The sequence below is a fragment of the Bradyrhizobium sp. Kon56 genome (genome assembly GCF_055807635.1).
In genome coordinates this window covers 89796-105438 of record NZ_JBVVOU010000010.1, presented here as the reverse complement: position 1 = coordinate 105438, position 15643 = coordinate 89796, and the positions used below count along the sequence as shown (strand labels likewise).

General features: G+C 64.6%; 18 protein-coding genes. 6 read left to right on the top strand and 12 right to left on the bottom strand.

What is annotated here, in order from left to right:
- Positions 1-14: 14 nt before the first annotated feature.
- From AC0L3B_RS18245 to AC0L3B_RS18230, 4 genes are all read right to left on the bottom strand, one after another.
- Positions 15-380 carry a nuclear transport factor 2 family protein gene (locus AC0L3B_RS18245; protein WP_018452997.1) on the bottom strand — a complete coding sequence of 122 codons (366 nt, stop codon included), beginning with the start codon at positions 378-380 and terminating at the stop codon, positions 15-17.
- A 166-nt stretch (positions 381-546) separates the two neighbouring features.
- Positions 547-897, bottom strand: a complete 351-nt coding sequence (locus tag AC0L3B_RS18240; protein WP_473380851.1) for a RidA family protein — start codon at positions 895-897, stop codon at positions 547-549.
- A gap of 133 nt (positions 898-1030) precedes the next feature.
- Positions 1031-1951: an extracellular catalytic domain type 1 short-chain-length polyhydroxyalkanoate depolymerase gene (locus AC0L3B_RS18235; RefSeq protein WP_473380850.1), complete on the bottom strand. Its 921-nt coding sequence runs from the start codon at positions 1949-1951 to the stop codon at positions 1031-1033.
- Positions 1952-3610 (bottom strand): FAD-binding dehydrogenase, encoded by a 1659-nt coding sequence (locus AC0L3B_RS18230; RefSeq protein WP_204514025.1) that lies wholly within the window; start codon positions 3608-3610, stop codon positions 1952-1954.
- Between the two features lie 293 nt (positions 3611-3903).
- Between AC0L3B_RS18230 and AC0L3B_RS18225 the strand changes: the two genes are divergently transcribed.
- The 6 genes from AC0L3B_RS18225 (at position 3904) to AC0L3B_RS18200 (ending at position 8945) form a co-directional block, all read left to right on the top strand.
- Entirely contained in the window at positions 3904-4374 is a 471-nt protein-coding gene (locus AC0L3B_RS18225) for a Clp protease/crotonase-like domain-containing protein (RefSeq protein WP_018453000.1), read from the top strand.
- A gap of 274 nt (positions 4375-4648) precedes the next feature.
- The gene (locus AC0L3B_RS18220) at positions 4649-4843 is read left to right on the top strand and encodes a hypothetical protein (RefSeq protein ID WP_085351669.1); all 195 of its coding nucleotides are present in this window, start codon (positions 4649-4651) and stop codon (positions 4841-4843) included.
- Between the two features lie 24 nt (positions 4844-4867).
- Entirely contained in the window at positions 4868-5458 is a 591-nt protein-coding gene (locus AC0L3B_RS18215) for an SCO family protein (RefSeq protein ID WP_018453003.1), read from the top strand.
- 91 nt (positions 5459-5549) lie between these two features.
- Positions 5550-6485, top strand: a complete 936-nt coding sequence (locus AC0L3B_RS18210; protein WP_085351597.1) for a transporter substrate-binding domain-containing protein — start codon at positions 5550-5552, stop codon at positions 6483-6485.
- Between the two features lie 260 nt (positions 6486-6745).
- On the top strand, positions 6746-7255 hold the full coding sequence (locus AC0L3B_RS18205) for a TIGR02281 family clan AA aspartic protease (RefSeq protein WP_026232438.1): 510 nt from the start codon (positions 6746-6748) through the stop codon (positions 7253-7255).
- Between the two features lie 190 nt (positions 7256-7445).
- Complete coding sequence (locus AC0L3B_RS18200) at positions 7446-8945, top strand: phosphomannomutase/phosphoglucomutase (RefSeq protein WP_204512762.1); 1500 nt, start codon at positions 7446-7448, stop codon at positions 8943-8945.
- A 144-nt stretch (positions 8946-9089) separates the two neighbouring features.
- Here the strand turns inward: AC0L3B_RS18200 and AC0L3B_RS18195 are convergent, their stop codons facing one another.
- The 8 genes from AC0L3B_RS18195 to AC0L3B_RS18160 form a co-directional block, all read right to left on the bottom strand.
- Complete coding sequence (locus AC0L3B_RS18195; protein WP_018453007.1) at positions 9090-9599, bottom strand: Lrp/AsnC family transcriptional regulator; 510 nt, start codon at positions 9597-9599, stop codon at positions 9090-9092.
- A 67-nt stretch (positions 9600-9666) separates the two neighbouring features.
- On the bottom strand, positions 9667-10620 hold the full coding sequence (locus AC0L3B_RS18190; RefSeq protein ID WP_473380849.1) for a sugar kinase: 954 nt from the start codon (positions 10618-10620) through the stop codon (positions 9667-9669).
- 7 nt (positions 10621-10627) lie between these two features.
- On the bottom strand, positions 10628-11566 hold the full coding sequence (nudC, locus tag AC0L3B_RS18185) for an NAD(+) diphosphatase (protein ID WP_473380848.1): 939 nt from the start codon (positions 11564-11566) through the stop codon (positions 10628-10630).
- Between the two features lie 11 nt (positions 11567-11577).
- Complete coding sequence (locus tag AC0L3B_RS18180; RefSeq protein ID WP_018453010.1) at positions 11578-11997, bottom strand: HIT domain-containing protein; 420 nt, start codon at positions 11995-11997, stop codon at positions 11578-11580.
- Between the two features lie 275 nt (positions 11998-12272).
- A complete protein-coding gene (locus tag AC0L3B_RS18175; RefSeq protein WP_018453011.1) occupies positions 12273-13400 on the bottom strand; it encodes a muconate cycloisomerase family protein in 1128 nt (375 codons plus the stop codon).
- Entirely contained in the window at positions 13397-14152 is a 756-nt protein-coding gene (locus tag AC0L3B_RS18170; protein WP_018453012.1) for an SDR family NAD(P)-dependent oxidoreductase, read from the bottom strand. The genes AC0L3B_RS18175 and AC0L3B_RS18170 overlap by 4 nt, the downstream gene beginning before the upstream one ends.
- Positions 14152-14949 carry an amino acid ABC transporter ATP-binding protein gene (locus AC0L3B_RS18165; RefSeq protein ID WP_018453013.1) on the bottom strand — a complete coding sequence of 266 codons (798 nt, stop codon included), beginning with the start codon at positions 14947-14949 and terminating at the stop codon, positions 14152-14154. Before AC0L3B_RS18165 ends, AC0L3B_RS18170 begins: the two co-directional genes overlap by 1 nt.
- Complete coding sequence (locus AC0L3B_RS18160) at positions 14946-15608, bottom strand: amino acid ABC transporter permease (RefSeq protein ID WP_018453014.1); 663 nt, start codon at positions 15606-15608, stop codon at positions 14946-14948. The genes AC0L3B_RS18165 and AC0L3B_RS18160 overlap by 4 nt, the downstream gene beginning before the upstream one ends.
- Between the last annotated feature and the right edge of the window lie 35 nt (positions 15609-15643).

Below are 15643 nucleotides of genomic sequence, written 5' to 3'. Positions count from 1 at the left end.
CGAGCAGCGCGCGCTCACGTGCCGGCGGGCACCTGGTCCAGAAATCCCGTGATGCTCCTGATACGGCCGTCCTTCAGCACGGCGAAATCCGTCCCCTTGATCGGGCTGTCGATGCCATCAGGACCAAGGCCCCAACTGAAGCGGACATGGTCGCCGTAGCCGTTGGGCTCGCCGATCAGCTTGAACTTGAAATCGGGGAAGCGCTGCTGCACGCCTGCGATCAGCGCATCGACGCCGTCATGGCCGTCGCCCTTCATCAGGGGATCGACATAGCTCGCATCCGCCGTCCAGTTCTGGCTCAGCAGTTCGCGCCGGCGGTCAGCTGCACGTTCGTTCCAGAGATCGATGTAGCGGCGGGCGATGGTGATGGGATCGGTCATTGTCGTCTCCTTCGATGGCGCCGTGTCGTTCGGCTGACATGATTATCGAAGGTTTGCGCGCGCTGATCGATTACCTCGGAGGTCATGCGCATGATGCGGGAAAGTGTGAAGCGGTTTCCCGATCGGATCATGCGCCGACAAGCGCGCGCAAATGTTTGTCGCGAACTTACTTGGCCGCCGCGACCATGATTTCGACGGTGTATTGTGCCGCCGCGAGCTTGGCTTCGACGGTGGCGCGTGCCGGCGTGTTGCCGGGCGAGACCCAGGCGTCCCACACCGCGTTCATCTCGCCAAACGTCTTCATGTCGGTGATGTAGATCGTGGCCGAAAGAAGTTTGGACTTGTCGGTGCCGGCCTTGGCGAGATGGCTGTCGATAGTCGCCAGAATGTCCTGGGTCTGCTTCGTCACGCTTTCGCCGGCGGCGTTGTTGGCGACGACACCGGCGAGATAGACTGTGTTACCGTGCACGACGACCTGGCTCATGCGCGGGCCGGTTTCAAGACGCTGAATGCTCATTGGGGGTCTCCTTTGAATGGCGGCCCTGTCTAGCGCAGCGGCTTGCCCTGTGCCACCCCAGGCACGCATGCGTTGCCGGGCACGCATGCGTTGCCAGGCACGCATGCGTCATCGGCGATGCCTGAGTTGCACTTCAGGGAAACTGGCCGAAGAACGTCCAGATCGTTTCGGCTGCGTCGATGTCGCCGTTCTGCGACCCGAGCAAGCTGGCGGCGACCTTCGGGAAGCGGGCATCCGGAGAAAATCCGGGCATGCGATGACCGCCTTGATTGATGCGATAAAGCACGACGTCGTGCCCTTCAGGACAGCGCGAGGAGATCCGCGTCACCGTGGACTGGTCTGCTGGCGCCCTGTCGGGCAAATCGGTCATGTCGGCATTATCGGTCTCGCAGCCGTTGAGCTTGCGCCAGAACGCAAGCGTCTCGTCGGTGGACCAAAAACTGTCTGCGGCATAATAGCTCGATCCGCGGCCGCCTTCGTAGGGGACCAGCGGATCGGCGGTGCCGTTCATCAGCAGCATCGGCAACGGCCGCGACGGATGGCACGTGACAGCGGTCTCATCAGTGAGGTTCATGCTCACGCTCGCGCCGGCAGCAAACAGATCGGCGCGGGCGCAGACCAGCGTCATTGCCATGGCGCCGCCATTGGAGATGCCGGTGACATAGACGCGGCGAGGATCGGCGGTGCCGTTCGCCACCAGCTTCTCGACGAGCTTTGCGATGAAGGCGACGTCGTCGGTGCCTGCGGGCGGGCCACGGAGCGCCGGTCCCGCCTTGGTCCTCGCATCGGCCCATGCGTGGTTGAGGCCATCAGGAAAGACCACCGCAAACCCTTCGCGCTTTGCGACCTGCGGCCACGCCGTCCGCGTCATCATGTCGGCGCCGCGCTGCGTCTTGCCGTGCAGCAGGACGACGAGCGGCACGAGCCGCTTCGACGGCAGTTGCACAGTGTAGGACCGCTTCACACCGTCAATATCGATCGTATCCGCGGACGCAGCCGAGGCAGCGGCTAATGCCGCAACAAACGCCCCGATGCGCAGCCGCGGCCGCATCATCTAGCCCACGGCCTTCGCCGCGGCCCGGCCCGCATTGCGGCCCGAGAACAGGCAGCCGCCGAGGAACGTGCCTTCCAGCGAACGATAGCCGTGCACGCCGCCGCCGCCGAAGCCGGCGGCTTCGCCGGCTGCATAGAGGCCGGGGATGACGCTGCCCTCCTCGCCGAACACGCGCGAAGAGAGGTCGGTCTCGAAACCGCCGAGCGTCTTGCGGGTGAGGATGTTGAGCTTGACCGCGATCAGCGGCCCTTGCGCGGGATCGAGGATGCGGTGAGGGGAGGCGGTGCGGATCAGTCTGTCGCCGATATAGCGCCGCGCATTGTGAATGTTCATCACCTGCGCATCCTTGACGTAAGGGTTGGCGATCTCTCGGTCGCGCGCCTCGATCTGCATCCTGATGTGCTCGAGCTTGAGGAGGTCGCTGCCGGCCAGCTTGTTCATGGCCGCAACGAGATCCTCGATCTTGTCGCGCACGATGAAGTCGACACCATGGCTTTTGAACGCTTCCACCGGCGCCGGCGCGCCCTTGTTGGTGGCGCGCTTGATGGTCATGCGCCAGCTCTTGCCGGTGAGGTCGGGATTCTGCTCCGAGCCCGACAGCGCAAACTCCTTCTTGATGATGCTCTGGGTCAGGATGAACCAGGAATAATCGTAGCCGGTGGACATGATGTATTGGAGCTGGCCGAGCGTGTCGGAGCCGGGAAACAACGGCGCCGGCAGGCGCGTGCCGGTGGCGTCGAACCACATCGAGGAGGGGCCGGGCAGGATGCGGATGCCGTGGCGCGGCCAGATCGGTGACCAGTTCTGGATGCCTTCGACATAATGCCACATGCGGTCGCGGTTGATCAGCCGCGCGCCTGCCTTCTCGGTGATGCCGATCATGCGGCCGTCGACATGCTCGGGCACGCCGGAGATCATGAATTTCGGCGGCGCGCCGAGTCGCTTCGGCCAGTTCTGCCGCACCAGCTCGTGATTGCCGCCGATGCCGCCGGACGCCACGATCACGGCTTGGGCCTTCAACGCAAACTCGCCGACAACATTGCGCGACGAACTCTTGCCGCGCTCGACATTGTCGGGGGCGAGAATGGCGCCGCCGACGCCATCCACCGTACCGTTGGTGATCGAGAGCGCATCGACGCGATGGCGGAACCGAAAGCTCAGCCGGCCGCTTCTGACCGCCTCGCGCGCGCGGCGCTCGAACGGCTCGACGATGCCGGGCCCGGTGCCCCAGGTGACATGAAAGCGCGGCACCGAATTGCCGTGGCCCATCGCGTCATAGCCACCGCGCTCGGCCCATCCGACCACGGGGAAAATGCGATGTCCCATCGCTCGCAGCCATGCACGCTTCTCGCCGGCCGCGAACGCCACATAGGCTTCGGCCCATTGCCGCGGCCAGAAATCCTCGTCGCGGTCGAAGCCGGCGGTGCCGAGCCAGTCCTGCATCGCGAGGTCGAAGGAGTCCTTGATGCCGAGCCGGCGCTGCTCCGGCGAATCGACCAGGAACAATCCGCCGAACGACCAGAACGCCTGGCCGCCGAGCGACTGCTCGCCCTCCTGGTCGACCACGATTACGCGCTTGCCGGCGTCCGCGATCTCGGTTGCGGCCACCAGGCCCGACAGTCCTGCGCCGACAACGATGACGTCAGTCTCTTCAGCCATCTGTTCGGCCATATGTTTCCCCCTCCATGTGTTTCGCCCTCCACAGGTTCCTCCCTGTAGTTGCCCGGATTGAAGCCGGCGGTTGCAACTGAGATCAAGAGGACGGCGCGTAAGACATCGTTAACTTGTTCCACTTCGGGAAAAAGACCGGCTGAGTGCAGCGCCGGCGCAACACTGGATTTGAATTTGTTTTGAGCGAGCCGGCATGCCTAGACAAAACCGCGGTTACGACGGACCCTAGCAGGGCATCACCACCTGACACACAGATTCGAATTCGACTGGGGCGGGGGCCAATGAAGTTTCTGACGGGGTTGCTTGCGGCGGTTCTCCTGATCGCGAGCATGGGCGCTTCTCACGCGGTGGTTCGGATCGCGGATGACCGCGGCGGCCGGATCGGAACCTACGTCGACAAATACCAGGACCTGCGACAGTCGGGCGATACCGTCATCATCGACGGTCTCTGCGCCTCTGCCTGCACCATCGTCCTCGGCGCCATCCCGCCTGACCGCATCTGCGTGACGTCGCACGCCACACTGGGCTTCCACGCCGCGTGGGATTTCGGCAGCAACGGCCGCGCCGTCACCAATACCGAAGCGACCCAGATGCTCTATGCGATGTATCCCTCGCAGGTGAAGCGCTGGATCAATCAGCGCGGCGGCCTCACCCCGCATATGCTCTTCCTGAAGGGCCGGCAGCTCCAGGCTATGTACAAGCCTTGCTACCTCGACGCGCAGGCCTCGGCCAACAAGCCATCGTCGCGGTAGGCCGCGCCGTCGTTGCTTCCGTTCAACCCTGAATTCTCGTCATAGCCGGGCGTCGCTTTCGCTCGCCTATGTCCCGGCCATCCACGTTTTTGGCCCGGGCGAGAATCACGTGGATGCCCGGGCCTTCGCCTCGCGGAAGCGGCTTCGGCCGCGCAAGCCCGGGCATGACGGAGAACCTCCGTATCACAAGTTCTCCAGCCCGCCCGCCGCGCTTGCCCGGCCCCGTCCCAGCGCCTATTTGAAAGGCAGGGAACCCTTCACCCCGATCGTTGTCATGGCTCAACCACTGCACCCCGCCCATCCTGTATCGGACAATTCGCCCACTGCCGGCCGGACGCCGGTCGTGCTGCTGTTGGCAGGTGCTGGCGTCGGCGGCCTGGTCGTGCTCGGCGCGCTCGCGCTCTGGTTCCACTACGGCAGCCAGGTGTTCTTCGAAATGATCAGGACCGGTCTTGCCGCCTGCTTCTGACACGCGACAGGAAGTTTTCCGCTCATGAGCCCTACCGCCCGTCCGCTGGTGATCGCGACCGCCTTCGCCGCAAGCCTCGTCCTCGGGCTGCTGATCGTATTCTGGGCCATGGGCGGGGTCGGCAAGGTGGCGCAGCCGGCCGCGATCGGCGGCCCGTTCCAGCTCACCGACCAGAACGGCAAGACCGTCACCGACAAGAACCTCAAGGGCAAGCCGACCCTGATCTTCTTCGGCTACACCCATTGTCCCGACGTCTGCCCAACCTCGCTGTTCGAGATCTCGGAAGTGCTGCGCGCGATGGGCAAGGACGCCGACAAGGTCAATGCCGTCTTCATCTCGGTCGATCCCGAGCGCGATACGCCGGCCGCGATGAAGGATTATCTGTCGAGCTTCGACCCGCACCTCGAAGGGCTGAGCGGCGATCCTGCCGAGACCGCCAAGGTGATCACCTCCTACCGGGTCTATGCCAAGAAGGTCCCGACCAAGGACGGCGACTACACCATGGACCACACGGCGCTGATCTATCTGATGGATCGCGACGGCCGCTTCGTCTCGCCGTTCAACCTGAAGCGCACGCCGGAAGAAGCCGCAGGGGAGTTGAAGCGGTATCTGTAGGCTCCCCTATTGACCGCAATCCGCGCTCGCGTTCCCGGCCGGATGGGCTATAAGGCCCTCCGATCCCAACGAAAATCGTTCATTTCAGCCGATGGCTCCATCGCAACAGGCGAAATCGTCCAAATCCGCCCGTGGCTTGCTGACCGGGCTGGTCGTCGGCGTCTGCGCGCTCGCTGCTGCGCCGTCCGCGCAGGCGCAGGCCCCGGCCAAGCAGCCCCCAACGGCGCCGCAAGCCTCACCTCAGGTCGCGCCGCAAGCCGCCCCGCAGGCGGTGCCGGGTTTCTGGGACCCGCGGCGGCGGCCAGAGCGGCCGGACCTGTCGCGCCTGACCGTGATCCGTTTCCTGACCGAGACCGACTATCCGCCGTTCAATTACACCGGCGCCGACGGCAATCCGGCCGGCTTCAACGTCGACTTCGCGCGTGCGCTGTGCGAGGAGATCAAGGTCACTTGCACGGTGCAGATGCGGCGCTTCGAGACGCTGGTCGATGCGCTCTCCTCCAACCGGGGCGATGCCATCATCGCCTCGATGGCGGTGAGTCCGCAGCTCCGCGCCCGGGTCGACTTCACCGATCCCTATTACCGCGTGCCTGCGCGCTTTGCTTCGCGCAAGGACGCGGTGATGCCGGAGATCCGGCCCGAATATCTCGAAGGCAAGAAGGTCGGCGTCATCTCCGGCTCCGCGCATGAGGCCTATCTCAAGGCCCTGTTCACCGACGCCGAGCTGCACCCCTATCCCAACGACGACGCTATGCGCGGCGCCTTGCGCAAGGGCGAGGTCGATTTCATCTTCGGCGACGCCATCGCGCTCGCGTTCTGGATCAACGGCACGGATTCCGGCGATTGCTGCGCCTTCTCCGGCGGCCCCTTCGTCGAGAGCCGTTTCTTCGGCGAGGGCATTGGCATCGCCGTGCGCAAGGGCAACGACGTGCTGCGCCAGGCCCTGAACTGGGCGATGTTCCGCGTCTGGGAGAAGGGCCGCTACACCGATCTGTGGCTGCGGTATTTCTCGGTGAGCCCGTTCTAGTCCCAGGCGCCGTTGCCAATTCCTCATCCTGACGAGCTTGCGTAGCAAGCGTCTCGAAGGATGACGGCCCCGCTGGTGGCCGGGCCCTTCGAGACCCGCGCTTCGCGGGCACCTCAGGATGAGCATATGTCGTATCCGCGACACCGGCGCATTAACCGTCCGCTCATCCTTTTCGTCAAAATAGCACCGCTCTGGCCGCAGCGTCGCTCGCGGAGCGGCCTTCCGCGTGGTGAAATCGAGCTTCGGCTTCGAGTGGTGTGATGCGTAACATAATGATCTTCGCGGCGATCATGATCGGCCTCGGCACCTTCATGGCGCAGATGGCGGACAGGATGAGCTCCGCCTCGGCGACGTCGGTGCCGCGTACGGTCGCAGTCGCGTCCACCGCGGCGGCCGGCGGCCGCAGCCTCAACATCCCCCGCGACGGCCGCGGCCACTTCCAAACCGAGGGCCGGATCGAAGGCCAGCGCATCGGCTTCATGGTCGACACCGGCGCCTCCGTGGTCGCGCTGAACGAGACCTCGGCCGCCCGCTTCGGCCTGCGTCCCTCGCGCAGCGATTACAACGCCACCGTCTCCACCGCCAACGGCACCATCAAGGCCGCGCGCACTCGCATCGCCATGCTCGATGTCGGCGGCCTAATCGTGCGCGACGTCGATGCCATGGTGCTGCCCGACGAAGCACTGTCCGAGAACCTGCTCGGTCTCTCCTTCCTCTCCCGCCTCAGGCGCTTCGAATACGCCAACGGTCAGATGGTGCTGGAGCAGTAAAGGTCCTCCCAAAGGCGACGGCGACACATATTTAAAGAAAATCTCTATTTCGATCGCTCTCGCGGACAGATTTCCCCGTTACCAAACTGCCGCAATTATCATCCATAAGCTGCCATTCCCGCCTTCCGCTGCAGCCCGGCATTCGCTAAGGCTGCATCAAATCCTGGCTCTTTTTCACGAGACCGTCTCAATGTTCCCCAAGCCGAAATCCGTGTTGCTGCCCAACACCTATGCCTTCGAATCCGAGCCGATGGTGAAGGCCACGGGCTTTCGCGAATACGACGCGCGCTGGCTGTTCCAGAAGGAAATCAACCTGATGGGAATCCAGGCGCTCGGCATGGGGCTGGGCGCGCTGATCGCAGAACTCGGCGTCAGCCAGGAGATCGTCACCGGTCATGATTTCCGCGGCTATTCGGCCTCGATCAAATATGCGCTGATCTCCGGCCTGATGGCAGCAGGCTGCAAGGTGCACGACATTGGGCTCGCGGTGACGCCGATGGCCTATTTCGCGCAGTTCGACCTCGACGTGCCCTGCTGCGCCATGGTCACGGCCTCACACAACGACAATGGCTGGACCGGCGTGAAGATGGGCGCCAACCGCCCGCTGACCTTCGGTCCCGACGAGATGACGCGGCTGAAGGAGATCGTGCTGGGCGCCGAGTTCAAGAACAAGGCCGGCGGCTCCTATCAATTCCACGAGAATTATCCGGCGCGCTACATCGCCGATCTCACCAGCCGCCCGAAGCTCAAGCGCAAGCTCAAGGTCGTCGCGGCCTGCGGCAACGGTACCGCCGGCGCATTCGCGCCGCAGGTGCTGGAGGCGATCGGCTGCGAGGTGATCCCGCTCGACACCGAGCTCGACCACACCTTCCCGAAATACAATCCGAACCCCGAAGACATGGAGATGCTGCACGCGATCCGCGACGCGGTGCTGCAGCACAAGGCCGATGTGGGTCTCGGCTTCGATGGCGACGGCGATCGCTGCGGCGTCGTCGACAACACCGGCGAGGAGATCTTTGCCGACAAGGTCGGCGTGATGCTGGCGCGCGACATGTCCGCGATCCACAAGGACGCGCAGTTCATCGTCGACGTGAAGTCGACCGGCCTGTTCATCACCGATCCGGTGCTGCAGAAGCAGGGTGCAAAAACCACCTATTGGAAGACCGGCCATTCCTACATGAAGCGCCGCACCCATGAGACGGGTGCGCTCGCCGGCTTCGAGAAGTCCGGCCACTTCTTCTTCAACAAGCCTTATGGACGCGGCTATGACGACGGTCTCGTCTCGGCGCTGGCGATCTGCGATATGCTTGACCGCGCCCCCGGCAAGTCGATGGCCGATCTCAAGAACGCGCTGCCGAAGACCTGGTCGTCGCCGACGATGTCGCCGCATTGCGCCGACGAGACCAAATACGGCGTCATCGACAAGGTGGTAAAGCACTTCGAGGCCTTGCAGGCCAATGGCGCCAAGATCGGCGGCCAGTCGATCCGCGATCTCGTCACCGTCAACGGCGTCCGCGTCACGGTCGAGGACGGCAGCTGGGGCCTGGTGCGGGCCTCCTCCAACAAGCCCGAGCTCGTTGTCGTGGTCGAGAGCCCGGTCTCCGAGCAGCGCATGCACGACATGTTCGAGATGGTGAACAGCGTGCTGCGCACCCATCCCGAAGTCGGCGAGTACAATCAGAAGATTTGAGGCGCGAGGCTAGTCTCACCTGCTGTCATGCCCGGCTTGACCGGGGCATCCAGTACGCCGCGGCTTATCCGTACCCCATCATCGTCTCTGGAATACTGGATCGCCCGGTCAAGCCGGGCGACGACAGTTTGCGTGTGGTGAGCCTTAAGCCGCAACCACAGCCGGGATCGGCAGCGCGGTGACCGACTTGATCTTCTCCATCGCGAAGCGCGAGGTGACGTTCTTCAGCGGCACGGCGCTGATCAGTTTCTTGTAGAACACGTCATAGGCCTGCATGTCCGCGACGACGACGCGCAGCATGTAATCGACGTCGCCGGCCATGCGATAGAACTCCATCACCTCAGGCATGGCGCTGACGGCGTCGGCGAACCTCTTGAGCCAGGCGTCGGAATGGTCGGAGCTCTCGACCGACACGAACACGGAGATGCCGAGCCCGATCTTGTTCTGGTCGACCAGCGCCACCCGCTTGGTAATCACGCCGTCGGCCTCCAAGCGCTGGATGCGCTTCCAGCAGGGGGTCGAGGACAGGCCGACGCGGTCGCCAATCTCGGCGACGGAGAGGGAGGCATCGTCCTGCAGCACCATCAGAATCTTGCGGTCGATGGCGTCGAGGCGGCGGCTGGTCTCGGGGAGTGGGACGGCGAGATCGGTCATTTGAAGAACTTTGTTCCATTTCAAGGGACGTTTTCCCTGATATAGAGAAAATCTTTCTATAGCAAGTCTATAATCTTGGCGCCCGCTCCAACGTCGCCGCCGGCGACGTGCTCAAAAGCTCTTCAACTTCAACGCGTTGCGGGGCGGCCAGGCCGCCACCATGACGGGTGCATTTCAGCGCCGCGGCGGCCGCGGCGAATCGCAGCGCCTGCCGCACGCCGCCACCTTCGGCGAAGCGAAGCGTGAAGGCGCCATGGAAGACGTCGCCGGCGCCGAGCGTATCGACGGCCTGAACCGGGAAGGCCGGCGTCTGCTCCAATGCGCCGGTCTCGTTCAGCCAGATCGTGCCATACGGACCGCGGGTGGCGGCGAGGAAGGCGGGCGTGAGCGCGGCCAGGCGCTTCAATGCCGCGCCGTCATCGGGGATGCCGGCTGTCTCCTGCAACTGGTCACTGGCGAACAGCAGATGTGAGGCGGCCGTGAGCAGGCTGTCCTGCAACGACATCGCGCGGTCGACGCCGACGATGACGGCAATGCCGCGCCGGCGTGCCTCGGTGCAGAGCGAAGTTGCGAACGCGGCGCAGCGGCTTTCGACGAGAACCGCCCGGCAATCGGCGAGCAGCTTGTCGGCGTCGGGCAGCTCGACTGTCCACAGGGCCGGATCGCGATAGATCGTGAGCGTTCGCTCGCCCGTCGCGTCAATGATGATGGCAGAGACGGGCGTGCTCGCATCAGGTATGCGCACGATATGGCTTGTGTCGATATTTTCGGATGTCATGCGGTCGAGAATGAAGCCGCTCGACGTCTCCTGCGCATCGCCCATCGGACCTGCGAACGCGACGCGGCCACCAAGCCGAGCGATAGCGATCGCGGCATTGAGTGCGTTGCCGCCGCAAATCTCCGCGAGATGCCTGGCATTCGCCTTGCTGCCGCGCGCGGGCACGGTTTCGACACGAAAGGTCAGGTCGCGCACGGGAATGCCGATGCAGAGGATGCGCGGCGCGATCCCTGGTGCAGCCATCTCCGTCTCAGCTCTTGTCGTGCACCCAGCGGCCGAGCAGGTGATGCGCAATCGCAAACGGATGCGGGCCGGCGAGCCCGTCAGGATGCGTCCGCGTCAGCATCAAGGCCGCCTCCTCGCGCGTGAACCAGCGCGCATCCTCCAACTCGGAGTGATCGACGACGATGTCCTCGCTCACCGCCCGCGCGCTGCACCCGATCATCAGCGACGACGGATAGGGCCAGGGCTGGGTCATGTAATATTGCACCTCGGTGCAGCGAATCCCGGATTCTTCGAAAATCTCGCGGCGCACCGCGTCCTCGATGGTTTCGGCGGCCTCGACGAAGCCGGCGAGGCAGGAATACATGCCCGGCGGAAACTGCTTCTGGCGGCCGAGCAGGCATTTGTCGCCGGCGGCGACGTGCATGATCACGACAGGGTCGGTGCGCGGGAAATGCTCGGCCTTGCAACTCGGGCACTCCCGCTTCCAGCCGCCTTCCTTCATCGCGGTACGCGTGCCGCAATTGGCGCAATAGCCGTGGCGCTGATGCCAGCTCACCATCGACTTCGCCATCGCGATCGCCGACAGCTCCTCCGGCGGCACCGCGCCCTGCATCGCCATGCCGCGCAGCTCGCTGAGGGCGTAGTCCTCGCGCCCGATCAGCTTCTCGGACGCGGCCTGCGACAGGCCCATCCCGAACATCGCGGCGCCGCCGCGCAAGCCTAAGAAGATCGTGCCGGGATTGGCGCCGCATTTCAACGCCTCGTCGATTCCGAGCAGCGCGCGCACTTTGTCGCCCTCGCGCTTCACCAGCAGTGAGTCGCGATAGACCACATAGGCGCGCGACGACGGCTTCTGCTCCATCGCGAACAGCTTTTCGTCGTCGCGGCGCAGATGCGCGGCGCGGTCGAGAATGTTGGTGACGAAGGCGGGTTGTCCCAGTGGAAACGAGTCGAATGCTGACATTTCTTGTTCTTTCAGCCCAACCAGATCTTGCGGCGAAGCGCGCTGATGAAACTCTGCACCTCGGTGGCGTCGTGCGCCAAGGGCTGCATCACGCCCCAGACCGGCCGCGGCCAGGCGGCGTCACTGGTGCGGCGCGCGATGATGTGGACGTGAAGCTGCGGCACGAGGTTGCCGAGTGCCGCGATGTTGAGCTTGTCGCATTGGGTGATCTCCTTCAGCGCGCGCGAGACGCGGGAGATCTCCGTCATCAATTGCGCCTGCTGCACCTCGTCGAGGTCGATGATCTCCACCGCGTCGGCGCGTCGCGGCACCAGCAGCAGCCAGGGATAATGCGCGTCCTTGATGACCAAGACCTTGCACAGCGGCAAATCGCCGATGTCGATAGTGTCCTCTTTCAGGCGGGAGTGCAGCGACCAGGCGGGTTCGGACATAAAAGTTTCCGGATGGCCCGATGGGATCGGGCATGGCGGGGCGGAACCCCTGAATATTTGCTGCGACCATACGATACGGAATCTGATTGGGGAAGGATGGCGCTCCGCAGAGGCGGCATACGCGATCGTCGTCCTGGACAAGCGCAGCGCCGATCCAGGACCCATTACCATCGGATTGGGTTTGGCGAAGATTTCGGGGTTACCGACCTCGTGCCGCAACTTCTCTTTAGGGCAATGGGTCCTGGCTTTCGCCAGGACGACGTGGGGGCGTGCCTTTACCCCTCCGCCAACACCCGCGCATTGGCGCGGACCGAGGCTTCGCTGACGCGGATGCCGAGGCCGGCACCGTCCGGCACCACGACGTGGCCGCCGCGATTGGCGACGCGCTCTTCCAGCACGTCCTCGGTCAGCACATGATGCGGCATGTAGAATTCGCAGCCGAGCGAGATGCCCGGCGTCGCGGCGATCAGCTGCGTGCCGGCGGCAAGCCCGATGCCGCCCTCCCACAGCGTGCCGCCATAGCCGGGCAGGCCCGCGATGTCAGCGATCGCCATGATCGCCTGCGCCTCGAACAGGCCGCCGGCCTTCATCAGCTTGATCGAGACGGCATCTGCCGCCTCGCGGCGCACCACCTCCATCATGTCGCGGCGGTCGAAACAGCTTTCGTCGGCGAGCACCGGCGTTTCCAGCGCCGCGGTGAGCTGCGCCATCACGTCGAGAAATTTGCGCGGCACCGGCTGCTCGATGAAGGTCGGCGCAAACTGCTCGATATCGCGCAGGATTTTGATGGCGCCGAACGGCGCCAGCGCCTGGTTGTAATCGACGCGTAGATCGACCTTGTCGCCGAATTCTTTCCGGATCGCCGCGAGATGATCGAGATCCTCGCGATGCGGCTTCACGCCGGTCTTGACCTTGTAGATCAAATTGCCGTCCGGAACCATCTTCCGCATGCGTTCGAGATCGGCGGCGAAATCCGGATCGGCGATCGAGAACGACAGCGGGATCGTGTCGCGTACGCGCCCGCCGAGCAGGTCGGCGACCGAAAGTCCCGACGACTTGCCGACGATGTCGAGCAGCGCCATCTCGATCGCGACCTTGGCTTCGGCATGTCCGACCAGCGCACGATCGAGCTCGGCCATCAGCGCGCGGATGCGGCGCACCGACTTGCCGAGCACGATTGGCCGCAAATAGATGTCGAGCGCGGCGAACGCCGCTTCCGGCGTTCCCGTGAACACTTCCCATGGTGCCGCCTCGCCCCAGCCGATCACGCCGTCGCTCGACGTGAGCTCCAGCAGCACGCGCTTCACCGTACCCTTGACGTTGCCGACGCCCTGGAGGCGCGCCATCTTGATCGGGCTCTCGATCAGGAACAGCCTGAGACGTTCGATGGTGGCTTCGGTCATGTCAGGCCTCCATTGACGTGCCAGACCTGGCCGGTGACGTAGGATGCTTTTGGGGATGCCAGGAAGGCGATGATCTCGGCGACTTCCTCCGGTCGCCCGCGGCGGCCCATCGGGATCAGCGTCTCGGTCGCGGCGATCTGCTCGGGTGTAAGCCGGCTTTCGCTGGGCTTGTCCTTGACGATCAGGCCCGGCGCGACGGCGTTGACGGTGATGCCCTCCCTGGCGAGCTCGACTGCGGTGAGCCGCACCAGCGCTTCGAGCGCGGAGCGGCTCGCGGCCGTCGCTGCAAAGGGCGCGAACTCCGGCCGGATCGCGTGAGCGACGAACGACGACACCGCCACGATCCGCGAATCTCGCCCTGCACGCAGCAGCGGCAGCGCGGCGTCCACCAACCGTGTGAACGCCAGCGCCGACTCGTCCATTGCCTTGCGGAACTGATCCGCCGGCGTACCGATGGCGCTGCCGCGCCGGGCATGGCCGCCGATCAGGATCAATCCGTCGAGCCGGCCGAAGGCACGTTGCGTAGCGGCGACGGTGTCGGTGGCCGCGGTCTCCTCGGCGAGATCGCCGAGGCATTTTGCGACGATCGCGCCTTGCGCTTCGGCTTCCGCCGCCGTGGCGTCGAGGCCGGCTGCGTTGGAGCGCGTGTGCAGCAGCAGCGCAGTGCCGGGCCCCGCGAGCAGTTTTGCGGTGGCGCGGCCGATGCCGCTGGCGGCGCCGGTGACAAGATAGACGCGATCGATTTCGGACATCACGATGCCGTTGTAACCGGCGGCAGCGCGCCGGTGCGGTGGAAATGGCTGAGGAACGCGCGCGTCGCTCCTTCCTGCGGATTGTCGATCACCTGTCGCGCCGGGCCTTCCTCGACCACGACGCCGTCGCGCATGAAGATCAGACGGTCGGCGACTTCGCGGGCAAAGGCGATCTCGTGGGTGACGATCACCATGGTCATGCCCTCCGACGCCAGCTGCTGCATGACGTTCAAGACCTCGCCGACAAGCTCGGGATCGAGCGCGGAGGTGACCTCGTCGAACAGCATCACGTCCGGCTCCATGGCGAGCGCCCGCGCAATCGCGACGCGCTGCTTCTGTCCGCCGGAGAGCGTTGCCGGATATTGGTCGGCCTTCTCTGCAAGGCCCACCTTCGTGAGTTGGGCCCGCGCCAGCTTCTCGGCGTCCGCTTTGGCCATGCGCCGCACCGTGACCGGTCCCTCCATCACGTTCTGCAGCGTCGTCATGTGCGGGAACAGATTGAAATGCTGGAACACCATGCCGGTGGTGGTACGGAATTTGGCCAGCGTCTTCACATCGGGGAGCTTCGTACCCTCGCCGAACGAAAAGCGGGTGTCGCCGACGCGAACGCTGCCGCCGTCGGGCGTCACCAGGAGGTTGATGCAGCGGAGCAGCGTCGACTTGCCGGAGCCGGACGGGCCGATCAGCGCCACGACGCCGCCCTTCGCGACATCCAGGCTGATGCTCTTCAAAACCTCGTTGCTGCCAAAGCTTTTGCGCAGCGCCCGGATCTCGATCTTGGAAGAGGTGTCGCTCATTCGCCGACCGCCAGTCGCTTCTCGCCGCGCCGGACCATGATGGTCAGGGGGATCAGGATCGCCGCATAGGCGACCGCGACGGCGGTGTAGGTTTCCAGCGGACGGTAGCTGTCATGGGCGGCGACCTGGCTCTGATAGACCAGATCAGGCACCGCCAGCACCGAGACCAGCGAGGTGTTCTTGAACTGGATGATCGACTGGTTCATCAGCGCCGGGATCATGCGCTTGATCGCCTGCGGCAGCACGATGCGCCGCATGCTCTGTCCCGGGGTCATACCGAGCGCGGCACCGGCTTCGGACTGGCCGCGGTCGATCGAGATGATGCCGCCGCGGATGATCTCCGAATAGAACGAGCCGCCATAGAGCGACAGCGCCAGCGCCGACGCCGTGATTGGGGTCATCTCGACACCCGCCAGGATCGGCAGCGCGTAATAGAACCAGATCAGCTGCACCAGGATCGGCGTGCAGCGGAACGCCTCGATGAAGGTGAGCGCGAGCAGGCGCACCGCGCGAAAGCGCGACAGGGTGCCGAACGCGCCGAACAGGCCGAAGACGAGGCCAAGCACGACGATGACCACGGTGAAGCCTACGGTGACGCCGAGCCCGTTGAGAAAGAGCCAGCGATAGCTCCAGAGGATGCCGAAGTCCCACTGATACATGCGTGTGTTACTCGTCGAACGCCTTGACCGCCGGC

Excerpts from the sequence above, each read along its gene's own strand:
- AC0L3B_RS18205 (WP_026232438.1), top strand. The coding sequence starts at position 6,746 with ATGCGTAACATAATGATCTTCGCGGCGATCATGATCGGCCTCGGCACC.
- AC0L3B_RS18235 (WP_473380850.1), bottom strand. The coding sequence starts at position 1,951 with ATGATGCGGCCGCGGCTGCGCATCGGGGCGTTTGTTGCGGCATTAGCC.
- AC0L3B_RS18230 (WP_204514025.1), bottom strand. The coding sequence starts at position 3,610 with ATGGCTGAAGAGACTGACGTCATCGTTGTCGGCGCAGGACTGTCGGGC.
- AC0L3B_RS18165 (WP_018453013.1), bottom strand. The coding sequence starts at position 14,949 with ATGAGCGACACCTCTTCCAAGATCGAGATCCGGGCGCTGCGCAAAAGC.
- AC0L3B_RS18200 (WP_204512762.1), top strand. The coding sequence starts at position 7,446 with ATGTTCCCCAAGCCGAAATCCGTGTTGCTGCCCAACACCTATGCCTTC.
- AC0L3B_RS18175 (WP_018453011.1), bottom strand. The coding sequence starts at position 13,400 with ATGACCGAAGCCACCATCGAACGTCTCAGGCTGTTCCTGATCGAGAGC.
- AC0L3B_RS18210 (WP_085351597.1), top strand. The coding sequence starts at position 5,550 with ATGGCTCCATCGCAACAGGCGAAATCGTCCAAATCCGCCCGTGGCTTG.
- AC0L3B_RS18245 (WP_018452997.1), bottom strand. The coding sequence starts at position 380 with ATGACCGATCCCATCACCATCGCCCGCCGCTACATCGATCTCTGGAAC.
- AC0L3B_RS18215 (WP_018453003.1), top strand. The coding sequence starts at position 4,868 with ATGAGCCCTACCGCCCGTCCGCTGGTGATCGCGACCGCCTTCGCCGCA.
- AC0L3B_RS18195 (WP_018453007.1), bottom strand. The coding sequence starts at position 9,599 with ATGACCGATCTCGCCGTCCCACTCCCCGAGACCAGCCGCCGCCTCGAC.
- nudC (WP_473380848.1), bottom strand. The coding sequence starts at position 11,566 with ATGTCAGCATTCGACTCGTTTCCACTGGGACAACCCGCCTTCGTCACC.
- AC0L3B_RS18180 (WP_018453010.1), bottom strand. The coding sequence starts at position 11,997 with ATGTCCGAACCCGCCTGGTCGCTGCACTCCCGCCTGAAAGAGGACACT.
- AC0L3B_RS18160 (WP_018453014.1), bottom strand. The coding sequence starts at position 15,608 with ATGTATCAGTGGGACTTCGGCATCCTCTGGAGCTATCGCTGGCTCTTT.
- AC0L3B_RS18220 (WP_085351669.1), top strand. The coding sequence starts at position 4,649 with ATGGCTCAACCACTGCACCCCGCCCATCCTGTATCGGACAATTCGCCC.
- AC0L3B_RS18170 (WP_018453012.1), bottom strand. The coding sequence starts at position 14,152 with ATGTCCGAAATCGATCGCGTCTATCTTGTCACCGGCGCCGCCAGCGGC.
- AC0L3B_RS18240 (WP_473380851.1), bottom strand. The coding sequence starts at position 897 with ATGAGCATTCAGCGTCTTGAAACCGGCCCGCGCATGAGCCAGGTCGTC.
- AC0L3B_RS18225 (WP_018453000.1), top strand. The coding sequence starts at position 3,904 with ATGAAGTTTCTGACGGGGTTGCTTGCGGCGGTTCTCCTGATCGCGAGC.
- AC0L3B_RS18190 (WP_473380849.1), bottom strand. The coding sequence starts at position 10,620 with ATGGCTGCACCAGGGATCGCGCCGCGCATCCTCTGCATCGGCATTCCC.